13 protein-coding genes and 2 pseudogenes are annotated in these 17,350 nt (G+C 70.8%); 8 read left to right on the forward strand and 7 right to left on the reverse strand.

Features of this window, described 5'->3' with window-relative positions:
- Window positions 1–79: 79 nt before the first annotated feature.
- The gene (locus tag ACU6P3_RS01370) at window positions 80–1,159 is read left to right on the forward strand and encodes an endonuclease/exonuclease/phosphatase family protein (RefSeq protein ID WP_447195520.1); all 1,080 of its coding nucleotides are present in this window, start codon (window positions 80–82) and stop codon (window positions 1,157–1,159) included.
- Window positions 1,160–1,315: 156 nt separating this feature from the next.
- Here the strand turns inward: ACU6P3_RS01370 and ACU6P3_RS01375 are convergent, their stop codons facing one another.
- Window positions 1,316–2,767, reverse strand: a complete 1,452-nt coding sequence (locus ACU6P3_RS01375) for an MFS transporter (protein ID WP_447195521.1) — start codon at window positions 2,765–2,767, stop codon at window positions 1,316–1,318.
- A gap of 14 nt (window positions 2,768–2,781) precedes the next feature.
- The gene (locus ACU6P3_RS01380; RefSeq protein WP_447195522.1) at window positions 2,782–3,627 is read right to left on the reverse strand and encodes an alpha/beta hydrolase; all 846 of its coding nucleotides are present in this window, start codon (window positions 3,625–3,627) and stop codon (window positions 2,782–2,784) included.
- 107 nt (window positions 3,628–3,734) lie between these two features.
- On the opposite strand from ACU6P3_RS01380, the gene ACU6P3_RS01385 reads away from it, so the two are divergent.
- The gene (locus ACU6P3_RS01385; RefSeq protein WP_447195523.1) at window positions 3,735–4,667 is read left to right on the forward strand and encodes a LysR family transcriptional regulator; all 933 of its coding nucleotides are present in this window, start codon (window positions 3,735–3,737) and stop codon (window positions 4,665–4,667) included.
- A 302-nt stretch (window positions 4,668–4,969) separates the two neighbouring features.
- Window positions 4,970–5,938, forward strand: a complete 969-nt coding sequence (locus ACU6P3_RS01390; protein ID WP_447195524.1) for a ferritin family protein — start codon at window positions 4,970–4,972, stop codon at window positions 5,936–5,938.
- A 109-nt stretch (window positions 5,939–6,047) separates the two neighbouring features.
- Here ACU6P3_RS01390 and ACU6P3_RS01395 read toward each other — a convergent pair whose 3' ends face one another.
- The 4 genes and pseudogenes from ACU6P3_RS01395 to ACU6P3_RS01410 form a co-directional block, all read right to left on the reverse strand.
- Window positions 6,048–6,623 (reverse strand): DUF2231 domain-containing protein, encoded by a 576-nt coding sequence (locus ACU6P3_RS01395; protein WP_447195525.1) that lies wholly within the window; start codon window positions 6,621–6,623, stop codon window positions 6,048–6,050.
- A 141-nt stretch (window positions 6,624–6,764) separates the two neighbouring features.
- Window positions 6,765–7,946: pseudogene (locus ACU6P3_RS01400) on the reverse strand (heavy metal translocating P-type ATPase); the annotation flags it as partial.
- 127 nt (window positions 7,947–8,073) lie between these two features.
- A pseudogene (locus ACU6P3_RS01405) lies at window positions 8,074–8,484 on the reverse strand (alpha-glucuronidase family glycosyl hydrolase); the annotation flags it as partial.
- A 21-nt stretch (window positions 8,485–8,505) separates the two neighbouring features.
- Complete coding sequence (locus ACU6P3_RS01410; protein ID WP_447195526.1) at window positions 8,506–9,549, reverse strand: LacI family DNA-binding transcriptional regulator; 1,044 nt, start codon at window positions 9,547–9,549, stop codon at window positions 8,506–8,508.
- 612 nt (window positions 9,550–10,161) lie between these two features.
- On the opposite strand from ACU6P3_RS01410, the gene ACU6P3_RS01415 reads away from it, so the two are divergent.
- The 5 genes from ACU6P3_RS01415 to ACU6P3_RS01435 all read left to right on the forward strand — a co-directional run bounded on the left by ACU6P3_RS01415 (window position 10,162) and on the right by ACU6P3_RS01435 (window position 16,133).
- Window positions 10,162–11,499, forward strand: a complete 1,338-nt coding sequence (locus ACU6P3_RS01415) for an ABC transporter substrate-binding protein (protein ID WP_447195527.1) — start codon at window positions 10,162–10,164, stop codon at window positions 11,497–11,499.
- On the forward strand, window positions 11,496–12,461 hold the full coding sequence (locus tag ACU6P3_RS01420) for a carbohydrate ABC transporter permease (RefSeq protein WP_447195528.1): 966 nt from the start codon (window positions 11,496–11,498) through the stop codon (window positions 12,459–12,461). Before ACU6P3_RS01415 ends, ACU6P3_RS01420 begins: the two co-directional genes overlap by 4 nt.
- Window positions 12,458–13,294 carry a carbohydrate ABC transporter permease gene (locus tag ACU6P3_RS01425; protein WP_030743808.1) on the forward strand — a complete coding sequence of 279 codons (837 nt, stop codon included), beginning with the start codon at window positions 12,458–12,460 and terminating at the stop codon, window positions 13,292–13,294. Before ACU6P3_RS01420 ends, ACU6P3_RS01425 begins: the two co-directional genes overlap by 4 nt.
- A gap of 6 nt (window positions 13,295–13,300) precedes the next feature.
- Complete coding sequence (locus tag ACU6P3_RS01430) at window positions 13,301–13,918, forward strand: hypothetical protein (protein ID WP_447195529.1); 618 nt, start codon at window positions 13,301–13,303, stop codon at window positions 13,916–13,918.
- Between the two features lie 397 nt (window positions 13,919–14,315).
- Window positions 14,316–16,133 (forward strand): multicopper oxidase family protein, encoded by a 1,818-nt coding sequence (locus tag ACU6P3_RS01435; RefSeq protein ID WP_447195530.1) that lies wholly within the window; start codon window positions 14,316–14,318, stop codon window positions 16,131–16,133.
- Window positions 16,134–16,486: 353 nt separating this feature from the next.
- Here ACU6P3_RS01435 and ACU6P3_RS01440 read toward each other — a convergent pair whose 3' ends face one another.
- A complete protein-coding gene (locus tag ACU6P3_RS01440) occupies window positions 16,487–17,269 on the reverse strand; it encodes a hypothetical protein (protein WP_447195531.1) in 783 nt (260 codons plus the stop codon).
- Window positions 17,270–17,350 lie beyond the last annotated feature (81 nt).

Below are 17,350 nucleotides of genomic sequence, written 5' to 3' on the forward strand. Positions count from 1 at the left end.
CGATACAAGTCGGCACATATCGCCGACATATCGAAAACCTCATACCTGCCGGCAACACCGCACTGCCTTGACTGGCGGTATGGCTCGCACCTCACCATCACAACGAACAACGCCCCGTCGGATTCGCCGGCTCACCGGCGCCGGTCCCTGGCGCGCGGGCATCCGACGGGCGATCCGCGCCGGCTCACGGCCCGGGCCCTGGAAGCGCGGCCCGGCGCTCGCGGCGACGGCGCTGCTGCTGGGCCTCTTCATGCTGCTGCACGCGAAGATCCCGAACCGGATCGGGAACCTCGGCAGCCTGGTGGAGACCTTCCTGCCGTGGTTCGGCCTGTTCGTCCCGGTGCTGCTGGCCGGGGCGCTGTGGCGCCGCTCCGCCACCGCGGTGGCCGCCCTGCTGCTGCCGGTCGTGGTGTGGCTGTCCCTCTTCGCCGGGATGCTCGGCGACAAGTCGCACCCGGGCAGCGACCTCATCGTGGCCGGCCACAACGTCGGAGCCCACAACCCCGACCCGGCCGGCACCGCCCGCGACCTGATCGCCTCCGGGGCGGACGTGCTGGCCCTGCAGGAGCTGACCGAGCGGGCCAGGGGCACGTACGAGAAGGGGTTGGCGAAGGCGTACCCGTACCACACGGTGCGGGGCACGGTCGGGCTGTGGAGCAAGCTACCGCTCTCGGACACCCGGCCGGTCGACACCGAGATGGACTACGGGCCGCTGGCGGACACCAAGCCGGCCGACACCAAGATGGCCTACACCCGGGCGCTGCGCACATCGGTGGCCACGGACCAGGGTCCGCTGGCGGTGTATGTGGCCCACCTGGGATCCGCACGGGTGAATCCACGGGCGGGTTTTTCGACGGCCCAGCGGGACAGAGGCGCGCGGGCGCTCGGCAGGGCCGTCGCCGCCGAGCAGAGCGAGCGAGTGGTGCTGCTCGCCGACCTGAACGGCACCACGGACGACCGCGCGTTCGCCGACATCACCTCGCGGTTGCGCTCGGCCCAGGAAGTGGCCGGGGACGGCTTCGGCTTCAGCTGGCCGGCGGGGTTCCCGGTGGTACGGATCGACCAGATCCTGGTCAGAGGCGTGAAGCCGGAGAACTCGTGGGTGCTGCCGGCCACCGGGAGCGATCACTTGCCGGTGGCGGCGGGAATCAGCTGGTGAACACCGGGCGGGGACGGCTCTCCACCTGTCGCAGGGCGGACCGGACCTATAGTCGGCCAGTGAGGTTCGCAGACGGCGGAGGCAGATGAGGCCGCAGGCCGGCTCGGCGTCGGGGCTTACGAACCTGCTGCCTCGCATCCCGGAGCTTCGGCGGGCTCACGATCCAGGTGTTTCTGACGTCCTCGCAGCACGTGTCGCATCTGCCCGTGGCGCGGCTGGTCGGTTCCGATCGCGCATCCGACGGCTGATCAGCGCGGTGACGGCGAAGACGGCGGCCTCGTAGATCATGGCGTGCTGAAAAGCGGCGCCCGGGCCGGCGGTGGGTGCGAAGTAGACGAGCCCCGCCGTAGCCACCCCGATCGACCCGCCCAGCTGCTGAGCCGTGGGCAACAGCCCGGACACAGAACCGGCCGCGGAGCCGTCCACCCTCGCCAGCACCAGAGCGAACACCGACGCGGTGAACGAGCCGAACGCGGCGCCGCCCAGAGCCAGGACCGGCAACGCCGCCCAGCGTCCGGCCGCCGTGCCGATGAGCGGCGCGAGGGCCAGGGCCGTCCCCGCCAATACCAGCGCCGAGACCGTGAGCACGGCCGACCCGTGTCGGCGGGCGAGCGCCGGTGCGCCACGGCTGCCCAGCACGGCCGCGGCCGCGAAGGGAGCCGACGTCAGCGCGGCCATGAGGGCGGGATACCCGATGGCCGACTGTAGATGCAGGAACAGCAGATACGTGAAGGACGGCACCCCTGAGTTGAACACGAACACCAGCAGCACCCCTGTACGCGCCCTGCGGTCGCGGAACAGCGACGGATGCACCAGGGGATCCGGCCGGTGCGGGAGAGTCAGGGCGAAGCAGCCGAGAACGGCCACGGACGCGGCCAGAGTGGCCCAGGTCCACCAGGGCCAGCCGGCTTCCCCTCCCAGCGCGAGCGGCAGCACCAGCGCGCCGAAGCCCACGGTGGTCAGCAACACGCCCACCCCGTCCACGCGCTGTCCGGCCGCGCCTCGTGTGCGAGGCAGTACGGTCGCGCCCGCGAGCGAGACGAGTGCCACCGGCACCGTGACCAGGAACACCGAGCGCCAGCCTAGACCGAAGGCGTCGACGCCGACGAGAAGTCCGCCGATCAGTGGCCCGGCCAGCGACGCCATTCCCATCGTGGCACCGAACAGGCCGAGAGCCCGTGGGCGCCGGGCAGCGGGGACGGCGACCTGGATGATCGACAGAACCTGCGGGGCGACCAGGCCGCTGCCCGCGCCTTGGACCAGCCGGGCCGCGATGAGGAACGTGGCGTCGGGAGCACACGCGGCCGCTACTGAACCGGCCATCAAGACGCCGGTGCCCAGCACGAACAGCCGACGGTAGCCGTACCGGTCGCCGAGGCGCGCGGCCGTGATGAGCAAGCAGGCGTAGGTGAGGGTGTACCCGGCCAGGATCAGCTGCACGGCACCAGAGCCGGCACCCAGGTCGGCCCGGATCGCCGGGGCCGCGATCTGCGCGACAGTGACGTTGAGCAACTGCGCGAAGGTCGCGCTCAGCACGACCGGCAGTACGAGCCGCCCGCCGCCACCGTCCGCGAGACGTCCCGCGCTCGGGAACGGGGAATCCTTCACGGGCCGATGCCGGCTCACGAGGCGAGGACCGCGGCGAGGTCGCCCGGCCGGGCCGCGAACGGGCTGTGGCTGCCGGGCAGGGTGTGCACAGTGAACGCGTTACCGGGGAAGGCCCGGTCGGCTTCCGCGATCATCAGGTCCTGCGCGGCCGGTGCCAGCGCCCGGTCCTCGGCGCAGCGCAGGAAAGTTCGTGGAATTCGTCCCCACCGTGCCGCGGTCAGGGTGACCGGAGTCGTCGGGATCGCCAGTGGCAGATCGGGGCTCAGCGCGGACCGCCACCGGTCAAAGCGGTCCAGGGGGGTGTCGTGGTAGTGGGTTTCCCGCAGTTCGTCGAGGTAGGCGGGATCCGGTGAGAGCGGATTGATCCGTACGGCGCCCAGGGCCTCGGGATCGCCGAGGTTCAGGTTCCGGCCCAGCGCGGTGGCGTTCTCGGGTGAGCCCAGGTAGTCGAAGAACCGCGGCCGCCCGCCCGGGACGAACGCGGACAGGTAGACGATCCGGTCCACCAACTCGGGCGCCCGCTCCGCGGCCAGAGACGCTGGACCGCCGCCCGCGCTGTGCGCGACGAGCACGACAGTGCGATGGTGACGCACCTGGCGCAGGACGCTCAGTACTGCCTCGGCGCAGTCATCCATCGTCAGGAGGGCGAGCCGTGACTTCTCGGTCAGCAGGCCCGGCTGGCCGGGCAGCAGGTACCCGGTGGGCAGGGGGGCATCGAAGCCGTGCCCCGGCATGTCGACGGCCACGCTCACAGCGCCCAGTCCGGCCAGCGCGCGCTGCGTCGCCGCCCACTGTCCGGAGCTGTGCCAGGCGCCGTGCACGAAAACGAAGACGGTGTCGCTCAGAGATACGTTCCTCATGGCTCCATTGCAGACAGGAACCACAGCGCCATCCATTCCTAGATCTGGTAAGTGGCATGGCAATATCTTTGAGGTATTGCACCAGCCGATGGGATGGAGGGCGGGTCATGGAAGCGCGGCACCTGCGGTACGCGGTTGCTCTCGCCGAGCACGAACACTTCGGCCGGGCTGCCGGCGAACTGGGCATCGCGCAGCCGCCGCTGTCCAAGCAGATCGCCGATCTGGAGCGCGAGGTCGGGGCCCGGCTGTTCGACCGCACCCGTCAGGGGGTGTTCCCGACCGCCGCCGGCGAGGCGTTCCTCGCGCGGGCGCGCCGGGCGCTCGACGAGATGGCGGCGGCCACTGTGGACGCGGGCCGGGCCGCGCGCGGCGAGACGGGACGGCTGCGCCTCGGCTTCATCGCCTCGGCGCTGCTCGACCCGCTGCCGGGCGTCCTGAGCCGGTTCGGCCGTGAACGGCCCGACGTGAGGCTGGAACTGCACGAGATGGCGACCAGCCGCAGCAGCCCAGCTCTCGTCGCCGGGGAACTGGACGTGGCCATCACCCTCGGCCCGCCACGGGGTGCCGGAGCCGAGCATCTCGTATCCGTCCCGATCGGACGCGACCACGTGATCGCTGTGGTAAGTACGGTGCACCCGTATGCGGGTCAACCCTCGGTAAGCGTCGACCAGTTGCAGCGACAGCCGCTGATCGTGTCGGCCGGCGAGGACGAGCCCGCCGTAGTCGCCGGACTGCGCACCCTGCTGGGCACGGACTCCTCGGCTCTCGGCGGCGCGACCGTCGCGAGGGACGTGCACACGATCATCGGCCTCGCCGCCTCCGGCGTGGGCGTCGGCCTGGGGCCGTCCCGCATGAGGGCGGTCCCACGTCCCGGAGTGCGGTTCTGTGAAGTGACCCCGAGCACGCCCCTGCCCGATCTCGTCCTGTCCTTCGCGGCCCGCGATCACCTCCCGGTCCTGCGCGCCTTCCTCGACACCATCCGCAGGACCTGCCCCGACGTCGGTGCCACACTCGACGACCGGCTCCGGCCGCACAGTTGATTCGGGCCGGTCATGCCTTCGCATGCGCGTGTCCGGCCTTCCGGCACGGGTCGGTCTCGGCGTACACGAGCGAGTCCCGGAACGTTGCGTCGGCCAGCATGCCCGGCACCGGCGCCCCTCGCGGCCGACGGCCGGTCCCAGGCCGGAACGCGCCGCCAGGGACCCGCCGGGAAGCCGTCGTTGACGCGCGCAACTGCCGTGTGTCATCACTCGGAAGGGCGATGTGAAGGGGCGGCCGCGGGCGAGTGCGTGTGGCATGGGGACAGGCGCTCGCACACGGAGGCGCCCCGGAGGAGGACATCGTGTTCCGCCACTCGATACGCACGCTCGTGGTCGGTCTGTGCGCGCTGACCGCCGCGTCCCAGGGGGCCACGGCCATGGCCCTCGCCGTGCCCGCCGGTCAGTACCAGGCCACGCCCGCCACGGCCCCGGCTCTCCGGTCTCAGACTCTCTCCGACCTGGCCACCGCCATGAAGGGGGAGGCGTTCGCCTACGCGTCGTACAGCCTCTTCGCCGCTGAAGCCGACCGGCAGGGCCACGCGGCCGTCGGCGAGCTCTTCCGCGGCACGGCGCAGACCGAGCTGAACGAGCACCTGCGCCAGGCCGCCGCCTTGGCCGGCACCGTGGGGTCGAACGCGGCCAACCTGCGTGAGGCCATCAGCGGCGAGACCTACGAGCACCAGGTCATGTACCGCGACTTCGCGGCTCAGGCCCGTGCGGACGGGGATCTGGACGCTGCCGAACTGTTCACCGAGATCGCCGCGGACGAAGGACGCCACCGCGACGCGTTCCGCACCGCGCTCACGGCCGTGACCACCGGCCGGGGCAGTATCCCGGCACCGCCCACGGCCGACGTGGTACCGGTGCCCGCGGGGCCCCCGAAGGTGAAGGCCGCTCGTACCCGGGCCAACCTCGACACGGCTCTGCACGGCGAGGCACTGGCCCACGCCAGGTACCTGCTCTTCGCCGCCCACGCGCGACAGACCGGCAACACAGCACTGGCCCGCCTGTTCGAGGGCACTGCCGGGGTCGAGTTGCACGAGCATTTCGCCGGTGAGGCCGTCCTGGCCGGTCTGGTCAGCACCACGAAGCCGAACCTCCGAAAGGCCATCGCCGGGGAACACGAAGAAGCCACCGTCCGCTACCCGGAGTTCGCCGAGCGGGCCACGGCGGTCGGCGACACCGCCGCCGCCCGTTACTTCCGCGACACCGCCGCCGACGAGGCCAAGCACATGACGGCCTTCCGCCAGGCGCTCGACCGGCTGCGGTGACCGCCCTGGCCACGCCCCGAGCCCGGCCGCGCGCGTCGCGTGAGGAGGTCCCGGCCGGTCGACGTCCACCCGGACCGGCCAGACCGCTTCCGGCACATCCGTCGCCGCGTCACCGCCACGTGGCGAGCCGGCTGGTCGAGAAACCGCCCTGCCAGACCGCCCGTGCACCCGAGTCACCGATCCGGTAGACATCGACGACCGCGCCGAGAGCCACGCCCAAGGCGATCACCAGGACAGCGACGCGCACCGGAGTGGAAGAGGCCAGACGTAGCACCGTGGACGCCCCGCTTCCGGCGGGGCGTCCACTCTTTCCGGCCGGACCGCCGGCGTCCCGGCCGCGCGCCCGCTCCTCGCGAGCAGCGGCGTGGCCGAGGAGCCAGACGGCGACCGCCGGTACGAACAGTGCGATCGCCCAGGGGGTGAGGCCAGGTGCCAACTCGGCGTGCTTCTCCAGCAGGGCGCTTTCCGGTACCCGCTTCTCCAGCCACTCGCCGGATTCGGTGGACAACACCACCAGGACGAGGGCGGCCAGTGCCGCGCCGGGGAGCATCCAGCCGAGCCTGCGCGCCGCCGAAGGCCGGAGCGCGCACACCACGAGCGCCAGTGCCGTCAGCGGGACCAGCACCACCGCGCCGTGGACGAAGAAGGGGTGGCTGGGAAGGCCGTTGATCAGCCCGATGTTCACGGGAAGGTCCTCCGACGGGGCAGGCAAGTGGGTGGGGTCAAACGCTTGCTGTCCCTGGCATTGTGTGGCACGTGCACCCGCGTGCGGGGCGTCTGCGCGCGTATGGAGCAGTTCCCGAGGTGTGGTGCCGGTGTTTTTCCGTCACGGGGCCAGGGAGAAGTAGTTCTCCTCTTCCTGGGAGAAGTGCAGCCGTAGGACGGTATGCAGTCCGTAGAGGCAGGAGCGCAGATCGTCGAGTTGACCGGAGTCCAGTCCGCCCTGGGCGTCGGCCAGTTGCAGGTGGAGTGCGATGCGCCGGGAAAGACGCCCGATCTCGGTATGGGCGCGGCTCATGGTCGCGGTGGACTCCGGGCCGCCGAGCGTGGGAGCGAGCGCGGGGTAGAGCTGGTGCGCCTCGGCGTACTCGTGCGGCAGGAGCCGCTCGGTCAGCAGCCGGTGCGTGTACGCGACGGCCGCCAGGGCGTCCGAGCCGGAGCTGTCGCAGAGACGGTCGGCGGCGGCGCGTACCGCGTCGAGGACGTCCCGCAGATCATCGTGTTCGGCCGCGAAGCGGCGGACGAGCGCTTCAGCGCTGGGAGGGAGAACCCCTCGCGCCGCCCGGCCGGCGCGCAGGACCCGCAGGGCGTTGAGGATGACCGCGATGTCGATGCCCTCCTGCAGCAGGGCACCGGCAGCGGGCGGGAGCAGGCCGACGGCGGCCGCGGCCATGGCGGCGGGCGACGCCAGCATGCCTCCCAGCGCGCTCTGTACGGCGATACGCCGGGCGTGCCCGGCGATGGCGACGGCATCGGCGAGGGGCCCACCCGGTCGGTGGTCAGGACGATGTCGGCCGCTTCGGAGGAGGCGGTGGAACCCCGGGCGCCCATGGCCACCCCGATGTCCGCCGCGGCGAGCGCGGGGGCGTCGTTGACGCCGTCACCGACCATGACGGTGACGGCCCGGTCGCGTTGGGCACGCACCTCGGCGACCTTCTCCGCGGGGCCGAGGCCGGCGCGTACGCCGTCGAGACCGGGGACGGCGGGCGACTTCGTGCGCGGGCTCGGCACGGTCCCCCGTGAGCATCATGATCTGCTCGATGCCCGCCGTCCGCGGGTGGCGCAAGGTCCTCGGGGCGTCGGAGCGTACGGGATCACGCAGGAGGACCGCGCCGACCACGTGCCGGTCGACGGTCAGCCAGGCGACGGCCGCGCCATCGAGCAGGGCGCGGTTGTCCGCCGTTCTGGCCCAGGACGGCATGGCGTCCGTGGTGTCGATCCGGCCGATGGACGCCCGGTGCCCGGCCACGGTGCCCGAAGCGCCCCGACCGGGCTCCTCGGTGATGTCCGCCACCACGTCCGGTACCAGTCCGCCCGGTTCCCGAACGGCCCCCGGCGGCGGGGTACCGCCCACCGCCGGGGGTCGGCCGCATCGGCCCGCCCGGGGGGACTGAAGGTCCGCCCGGCAGGGACCTTCAGCCCCTGTGTCGCGGTCCGCGCCGTTCCATGCTGGTGGACGAGCACCGCGCGGCCCTGAGCCCGACGGCGGGTCCGCACCGAGGTGAGGAGTGAGACGATGCCGCACACCACGGAGTGGAGCGCAACCCGACGGCCGGATCCTGCCGGGTCGAAACCCTCGCCAGCGGTGTCTGGAGCTGCAACAGCCGGATGAACCGGAACACCCCGCTGAGAAACCCCTGTTCGGTGCGACCGACGATGAAGATCCGCCGACGCCCGTCCCGTGCCCTCACCGACGTGATCACGAAGCCCTGGTCGCGGAGACGGAAGTCGTGAGCGTCCGCCGTCCTGAACCTGCGACTCGTCGCCGGTTCGGGCACGGCGATCCGCTTCCGCCCCGCGTGGCAGTCGGAGCGGGGAGGACCCGTTCCGAGCGACCGGCTTACCGCTCAGGGGGACAGCCGACGTCGCACACCGTCCGTGGACTCCCGCACCTCCAGCCAGTGCGGGGCGATGTACTCCTCGAAGGGCAGCGGCTCCCGCGAACGGATGCGGGCCGCCAGGCACTTCACGGCCAGCGAGGCGATCGCGGCCTTGTCGGGCACCACGGAGGTGAGCGAGGGCGTACTGTAGAGCGCCTCCTCGGACCCGTCCACTCCCGCCACGGCGACGTCCCCGGGCACGTTCAGCCCCGCTTCGTACAAGGCGTGTTGCGCGCCCACGGCCAGCATGTCGCTGAAGCAGAAGACCGCGTCGGGCCGCGCATCGGCAGGCAGGGAGAGGAGACCGCGCATCGCCAGCAGCCCGTCCCGGCGGTCGAACTCCTTGACCCGTGCCGCCAGTCGGGGATCGTAGGTCAGTCCGGCACCGTGCAGCGCCTGCTGGAAACCCTCCAGCCGTTGGCGGCTGGTCGCCGACTGCGGCTGGTCCACACCGATGGCACCGATCCGGGTACGGCCCAGAGCTGCCAGGTGGGCGGTGACGTCACGGGCCGCGGCGACGTTGTCGATGAGGACGTGGTCGGCCACGACGTGATCGTGTTCGTAGCTTCGCTCGCCGAGCAGCACCAGCGGGAACTCGTCGGCGACCGGTGCGAGATCGGCGGGCGACACGCGCAGGGGCGAGAGGATCACACCGTCCAGCAGCGACGCGCCGACGCCGGTCGCCAGGCGCAGTTCCTCCTTGGCATCTCCCAGCGTCTCCTCGATGAGGACGGTGAAGCCGTGGGCCGAGGCCTCCGCCCCCACGTGGTGCGCGAGTTCGGCGAAGTAGGGCGTGGCGAGGTCCGGGACGGCGAGGGCGATCAGGCCGCTGCGGCCGGTCCGCAGCCGGCGCGCCGACGGGTTCGGCCGGTAGCCGAGTTCGCTCACGGCCCGCATCACGCGGGTCCGCGTGCTCTCGGACACCTGCGGGACGTCACGTACAACGTTGGACACGGTCTTGATCGACACTCCCGCGCGTTCCGCCACGTCCTTGAGTGTCACTGCTGCCACTGAGGAGCCCCCAAAGCCGCCTGCCTTCGTTGATTATGCACGGCCATGCCGTAGCTGTCAGCCCTCGGACCAATCGTCAAGTCCTCTCCGGCCAAAGGGTTGACCTTAAAGATACAGGGCGGTTACAACGTTGGAACCGATCGGATCCGGTCGTGCCACAACAGGTGGCCGACCGCAGCACGCCCACGGACCGGTGCCGCCCGCACCCACGCATGAGCGCCTTACTCGGTCCAGCACCGGAGATCCCACCACGCATTCGCGCTGCCCGCAGTGGTCCACCCCCGTCTGTCTTCCGAGAGGGTCCGCATGGCTCCGCACCGTTCCCGTCGCCGCGCACCTGGAGGGACCCGCACGGTGAGCGGGACGTATAGCGGCTCCCCGGGAGCAGGCGGGCGTGCCCCGGCCGGCCATGTACGGCCGGCCGACCGTCGAGGGCCTGCCCCACGGCGGCACACCGCACCCGCGCCGCACCTGGACGTTTCGGCACACGCGGCCGGGCGGCCCACCCCGGCATCCGGCAGCCGGCCCGGACCTCCCGTGCGACCGGCGCACCCGCCAGCGGCGCCGCGGCCCCGTCCCGCCCCGTCCACGTCTCCTCCCTGGAAGGCCCTCATGCCCGAGTTCCGAAGCGGCCGGCGCCTGCACCCAGGCCGCCGCGCCGTCCTGGCCGCGGCCGCCGTCGGCCTCAGCACAGCCCTGACGGCATCGCTCTCCGCGTGCTCCGCCGCGGGCGACACAGCATCCGAAGAGATCACCCTCACCTTCTCCTGGTGGGGCAACGACGACCGCTCCGAGCGCACAAAGAAGGCCGTACGGCTCTTCGAGAGGGAACACCCCGGCGTCACCGTCCGCACGTCGAACGCGGACTTCGGCTCATACATGCAGAAGCTGGCCACCCAGGCCGCGGGCGGTGGCATACCCGACGTGGCGCAACTCGACTACCGGCAGATTTCCCAGTACGCGGGCGGCGGCACACTCCTGCCGCTGGACGACGCCGTCGCGGACGGCACGATCCGCACGTCCGAGATCGACGAGGAGTTCCTGCGCACCGGCACGTACGAGGGCGGGCAGTTCGCCATACCGGCGGGCCGCGGCATCACCGGATACGCGTACGACGCCGGCATCTACAAGAAGGCCGGCATCCCCACACCCCGGCCCGACTGGACCTGGCAGGACTGGGCGGAGGCCAACAGGAAGATCGCCGCCCTGGGCCTGAAGTCCCCCGACGGTCGCGCCGTGACGGGAGCCAACGACAACGGGCCCAACGAGGACATCTTCGAGAACTGGGTGCGCAGCCGTGGCGGGCAGCTCTACGCAAGCCAGACGAAGCTCGGCTTCACCGAGGACGACCTCACCGAGTTCTGGACGTTCTGTGACAGACTGCGCGAAGAGGGCTCCGTCGCGCAAGCCGAGGACACCTCGCAGGCCAAAACCACCGAAACCAGTCCCATCGGCCGTGGGCTCGCCGCCGCCGACTACACCTGGGACGCCCCGTTCCCCGGGTACACGGCCCTGCTCGGCGACGCTCTCCACTTCGCGCCGGTCCCCACGACCGACGGACGCCAGGGTGCGTATTTCAAGCCTTCGATGCTCCTTGGCGTCGGGGCGAACAGCGAGCACCCCGAGGAGGCGACCGCACTGGTCGACTTCCTCCTCAACGACCCGCGGGCCGGCGACGCGCTCGGCTTCACCCGGTCCACACCGCCCAACCGCGAGATCGCCGCCCGCGTCGCCAAGGCCCTCGAGGGACCCGAGCGGGAAATCTACGAGTACGCGCTGAGGATGGAGAAGTACGGCCTGGACGCCCCGCCGACCGCACCACCACGGGGTGATGTCGCGATCCAGACCGCCTTCAAGCGCGCGTACCACCACGTCATGTACGAGCTGGCCTCCCCCCGGCAGGCGGCGCGCGAATTCTTCGACGAGGCCAACCGGGAGCTGCGGTCATGAGCACGGTATCGACCGGGGCGCCCGCGCGCGCCCCCCGCACGACGGAACCGGAGCCGCCGGCTGCCGAGCGTCGGCACCGTGAACGGCAGTGGCCCGGCTACGTGTTCCTCACACCGTGGATGATCGGCGCGGCCGTGCTCACCCTGGTGCCGATGGCCGTGTCGCTGTACCTGTCGTTCACGGACTACAACCTGTTCGACCCGCCGCGGTGGGTGGGCCTGCGCAACTACCAGGAGATGCTCACCGAGGACCCCCGGTTCTGGCGGTCGGTCGGCACCACGCTGCTGTACGTGGTGGTCGCCGTGCCGCTCAAGCTGCTGCTCGCGCTCGGGGCCGCGATGCTGCTCAGGAGCCTCGGCCGTGGCCGCTCCTTCTACCGCTCCGCCTTCTACGCGCCCTCCCTGCTCGGCGCGAGCATGTCGATCGCCCTGGTGTGGCGCGCGTTGTTCAACGACGGCGGCTCCGTCCCCCAGGTCCTGAGCGCCGTCGGCATCGACGTCGGCGGGTGGGTCGGCGATCCCGGCCTGGCGGTGTTCGTCATCGTCCTGCTGACGGTGTGGCAGTTCGGCGCCCCGATGGTGATCTTCCTCGCGGGGCTCCAGCAGATCTCGCCCGACCTCTACGAGGCGGCGGCGCTGGACGGCGCGGGCCGCTGGCGGCAGTTCGTCTCCGTCACCGTGCCGATGCTGTCCCCGGTCGTCTTCTTCAACCTGGTGCTGGAGATGATCCAGTCCTTCCAGGTGTTCACCCCGGCCTTCGCGGTCAGTGGCGGCGACGGCGGTCCCGCCGACTCGACGATGTTCTACACGCTGTATCTCTACGAGCGCGGCTTCACCGCCTCCCATATGGGCTACGCGGCCGCCATGGCCTGGCTGCTGCTGATCGTCATCGGCGTCATCACCCTGATCCTGTTCAGGACCTCCCGGTCCTGGGTCTTCTACGCGGACACGGAGGGGCGATGAACCTCACCACCAAGCGATGGCTGCCGCACACGATCGCCGTCGTGGGCCTGCTCGTCCTGCTCTATCCCCTGGCCTGGCTGCTCGCCACGTCGCTCAAGCCGGCGGACGAGGTGGTGACCAGCCTCGACCTGTGGCCCAGCCATCTGGAGTGGTCGAACTACGCGACCGCCATGGACGGCGTGTCCGGCGTCACCGTGACCCGGCTGCTGGGCAATACCCTGCTGATCGCGGGGGGTGCCGTCGTCGGCAACGTCCTGTCGTGCTCCCTGGCCGCCTACGCCTTCGCCCGGCTGCGCTTCCGCATGAGCAAGGTGATGTTCGCGTTCATGGTGGCCACGCTGATGCTGCCGCACCACGTCGTGCTGATCCCGCAGTACATCATCTTCAACCGGCTCGGCATGGTGGACACCTACTGGCCACTGATCCTGCCCAAGTTCCTCGCCACCGAGGCGTTCTTCGTCTTCCTCATCGTGCAGTTCATGCGCGGGCTGCCACGTGAACTGGAGGAGTCGGCCCGCATCGACGGCTGCGGCGCGTTCCGTACGTACTGGACCATCACGCTGCCCCTGAGCCGGCCGGCGCTGATCACCACGGCCATCTTCACGTTCATCTGGACGTGGAACGACTTCTTCACACAGATGATCTATCTCTTCGCACCCGAGAAGTTCACCATCACACTGGCCCTGCGCAGCTTCGTCGACGAGTCCAGCACCTCCGCCTACGGGCCCATGTTCGCGATGTCGGTGATCTCCGTACTGCCGATCGTCCTGTTCTTCTTCGTGTTCCAGCGCTACCTGGTGCAGGGCATGGCCACCTCCGGACTGAAGGGCTGAGACAGCATGCCCCACGCACCCACCGCGCCTCCCAGCGACCGCCGGGAGCCCGGCGAGGTCTTCGGATCCGGCTTCACCCTCTTCGCCGACATGCTGCTCGTCGGCCTGTTCACGGGCGTCGCCTGTCTGCCCGTCGTCACGGTCCCGGCCGCGTTCGCCGCCGCGTCCGCGACCCTTCGTGACACCGCGGGCAACGGCGCACCGGCCGGCGCCGGTGTGTACATCGGCCATCTGCGGGCCCGCCTGACGGCGGGAACGCTGGCCGCCGGCCTGATCCCGCCGCTTCTCGTCATCGTCCTGCTGATCGATACCGCTCTGCTGCGCAGCGCGATCCCGGGAGCGGCCGTGATGGTGCCCGCCCTGGCCCTCACGACCCTGGTGGCCGCGGTCGTGGGACTGCGCGCCACGGCGCTGGACGCCCCTCACCGGCTGTCCGCCCGCGAGGCCCTGGTCCGCTCGGTCGCCGACCCGCGCGGCACGCTCCTCCTCGTCTGCGCCGTGACCCTGGCCGTGCTCCTCGCCTGGTCGATACCCCCGCTCGTGCCGCTTCTCCCGGGGCCGCTCGCGTTCGCCGCCGCCGTCGTGGACCTCCGCGCCTCGCCGGACCGCCCGCAGGACGACTGAACCGTGCCTCTCCCCCGCCCCAGGCGGGTCGGTTCCGGGCAGCCGCCCGATATTCTCCCCGGGTGACGCAGCGACCCCTGTCAGGCGTGCGGCGTGTTCCTTCAGCGCTGAGAGGTCATTCACCCGGAGCATTCCGACCGCACACGGCTGTGCCGACCAGGGCAATCTGATGACGTCCGGTACGTGTCGCCGCGTGCGGAGGACGCTGGGACGATCTGGAGGGGGAGAACCAGAACCGTACCGGAGTCGGTCCGACGAGCACCGGAGGACGCGCATGGTCACGAGGCGGCGTGTGGTTCAGGCCGCGGTCGGAGGAGTGTTCACGCTTCTTCCGGCGGGTACCGCGCCCCCGCGGCCGTGGGCGTCGACCGGCGGGAGCATTCTCGATCCGGGGAAAGTGGACAAGTACGTCACACGGCTCGTCGTCCCACCGGCCATGCCCCGGTCCCCCGGCGCCGTCGGTGACGCCGTCGACTGCTACGCGATCGGTGTTCGCCAGTTCCAGCAGCAGGTACTGCCCCCTGGCCTGCCCAAGACGACGGTGTGGGGCTACGGCTCCACCCGGCATCCTCGTACGTTCCACTACCCCGCCTTCACCATCGAGGCCCGCTCCGGGACACCCGTGCGGGTGAGGTGGCAGAACCAGTTGCTGAACCGTGAGGGCCGGTACCTGCCGCACTTGCTGCCGGTCGACCCCACACTGCACTGGGCCAACCCTCCGGGCGGGATCCCCGCCCGGGACTCACGTCCCGCGTTCCGCTCGACACCCGGGCCGTACACGGGCCCCGTGCCGATCGTGACGCATCTGCACGGCGGGCGGAACACGGAGGAGAGCGACGGTTACACGGAAGCCTGGTACCTGCCCGACGCGCTCGATCTTCCGGCCGGATACGCCACGGTCGGCTCCTATTACGAAGAGTTCAAGAACAAGTTCGAAGACCGGTACGGCGTCCGCTGGGAACGGGGGGACTCCGTGTTCCAGTACGCCAACGAGGGACGGCCCTCGACCCTCTGGTTCCACGACCACGCCCTGGGCGTCACCCGCCTGAACGTCTACACCGGACTGGTGGGCTTCTACCTCCTGCGCGGCGGCCCCGCGGACCTCCGCGACGGAGTGCTGCCCGGTCCCGCGCCCCGGCCCGGCGACCCGCCCGGCCGGAACTACCACGAGATCCCCATCGTCATCCAGGACCGGTCCTTCCACCCCGACGGCAGGCTCTCCTACCCGTCCGGGCGCGGCGCCTTCGACGGCTTCAAGGGCCCCTACATCCCGGACAGCGACATCCCTCCGATCTGGAACCCCGAGTTCTTCGGCGACATGATGGTGGCCAACGGAAGAACGTGGCCGCTCCTCCACGTCGAAGCACGCCGCTACCGGTTCCGGTTCCTCAACGGGTGCAACTCGCGGTACCTGATCCTGAAGATCGTCACACACCCGCTCGCCCGCAGGCCCGCGCCCCCCGCGCTCCCGTTCTGGCAGATCGGCAACGAAGGAGGCTTCCTCCCGACACCGGTACAGCGCGACAACCTGCTCATCGCCCCCGCCGAACGCCTCGACGTGATCGTCGACTTCGCCTCGGCCCCGCTCGGAACCGAGCTCTACCTCATCAATGAAGGCCCGGACACGGCGTTCCAGGGCGGCGCGGCGGGAACGGACTTCCCGTCCGCGGACCCGGCCACCACCGGACAGGTCATGAAGCTCGTGGTCGGAGCGCCCACGGCCCCCGACACGACCGTGCCCCCGGCACACCTGTCGCTTCCGGCGTTCGAACCCTTGAGGGAAGCGGGCCGGATCCGACAGCTCTCCCTCAGCGAACAGAACTCCGTCTCGCTGCCGGGCGTCGGCCCTCGGCAACTGCTGCTCGGCACCCTGGACCGGAACGGCGTCGCAGTGCCGATGCGCTGGGACGACCCCGTCACGGAGAATCCGGCCCTGGGGACGACCGAGATCTGGGAAATCCACAACTTCACGAAGGACGCTCACCCGATCCATATCCACGAGACCCAGTTCCAGGTCCTCGACCGGTGCCGGGACGACCACACCGTCCGGCCCGCCGAACCGTGGGAGAGAGGGTTCAAGGACACGGTGGTCGCCTACCCGGGCGTCGCCACGAGGCTGAAAGCGACCTTCGACCGGGCGGGCCGGTACGTCTGGCACTGCCACATGCTCGAGCACGAGGACAACGAAATGATGCGCCCCTACGACGTCGTGTGACGGCGGCGCTTCCGGAGGCTCCCTCGCACCCGACGGGTATCCGGAGGCAGGGTCGTGCTCTCCGGAGCGATGGGCAGATGGGCACCTGAGCCCCGTTACCGCCCCGCCGCTTGGGACCACGCGGCGGCGGCGAGGCAGATCCTCGACCGACTCCAGCGCCCGACGCCGATCCGAACCGGGTCTCCGGAGGCGCAATGCCTCGGCCGCAGTGGTGGGGTCGGTGCTGGAGTGGTACGACTTCTTTCTCTCCAGCACGTCCGCGGCGCTGGTCTTCAACAAGATCTCAGGCGAGCCGGAGTTCGTCGATCTCGCCGTACCGGCGGCCGCCCGGGCCGCCACCGCCGGACGGCCGTTCACACCCCGGCGGCGGGGTAGGGGAAGGACTGGAAATCGCTGTCGAGCCGGCCCGCATCGCGCGGCAGCCAGCCGGCGGCCAGCCGCGCGACCGTGCCGGCCGGCAGGGGTGGGTTGACCGCACGCAGGTCCGGACGCGCGACGGACTGCAAGGCCCAGGCGAAGGCGTTGAGCGAGGCGATGGCGGCCCATCGTTCCCGGTCGACGCCGAGCAGAGTCATCGCGCGGATGTACACGTGCCAGACGTGATAGCCACGGGGCACCGCGCCGTTCATCGCGTGCACCTCCGACTTGACGTCCGCGCGCCGCGGATCGAACAGCACACCTTGGCCGAAGTAGGAGAACGCTCGCACGAGACCGGAACCGTGCCGCGGGTAGTACCTGTCGAAGCACCCCAGCTGGGTGCGGGAGATGAGGGTCAGTGGCCCGACGAGCGGGCGGAAGCGCTCGACGAAATTGTACGGATAGTCCGGATGCGCGCTCATCTCCCGCCAGATGCGCAGCGGGGCGCTCTCCACGTCACCGCCGAGGTGCCCGGCGATCGCGGTGTACGCCTCCATCAGCTCCGGCGACGCCTTGAAGTTGGTGACGTCGTCGAACCGGTACCACATCTCGTTGGCCCTCCGGTCCCCGTGCATGCCGGGCACCTCGGGTAACTCGTCCCCGGGCCGCCGCTTCCCGGCGTGCGCCGGGACGGCCGAGGTGACGGTGGCACCGGCCGACAGGGCGGCGACCGCGGAGAAGCGAAGTGCTGTACGCCTGCTGATCTCGGGTGTGGGCATGAGTGTGCCTTTCGGTACGGCTGGGCGTGGGGCGTGCAAGGGGGTGTACGGGGTGTGCGGCGTCACGGCGGACGGTGGGCG

It is taken from the genome of Streptomyces hebeiensis, assembly GCF_052983195.1.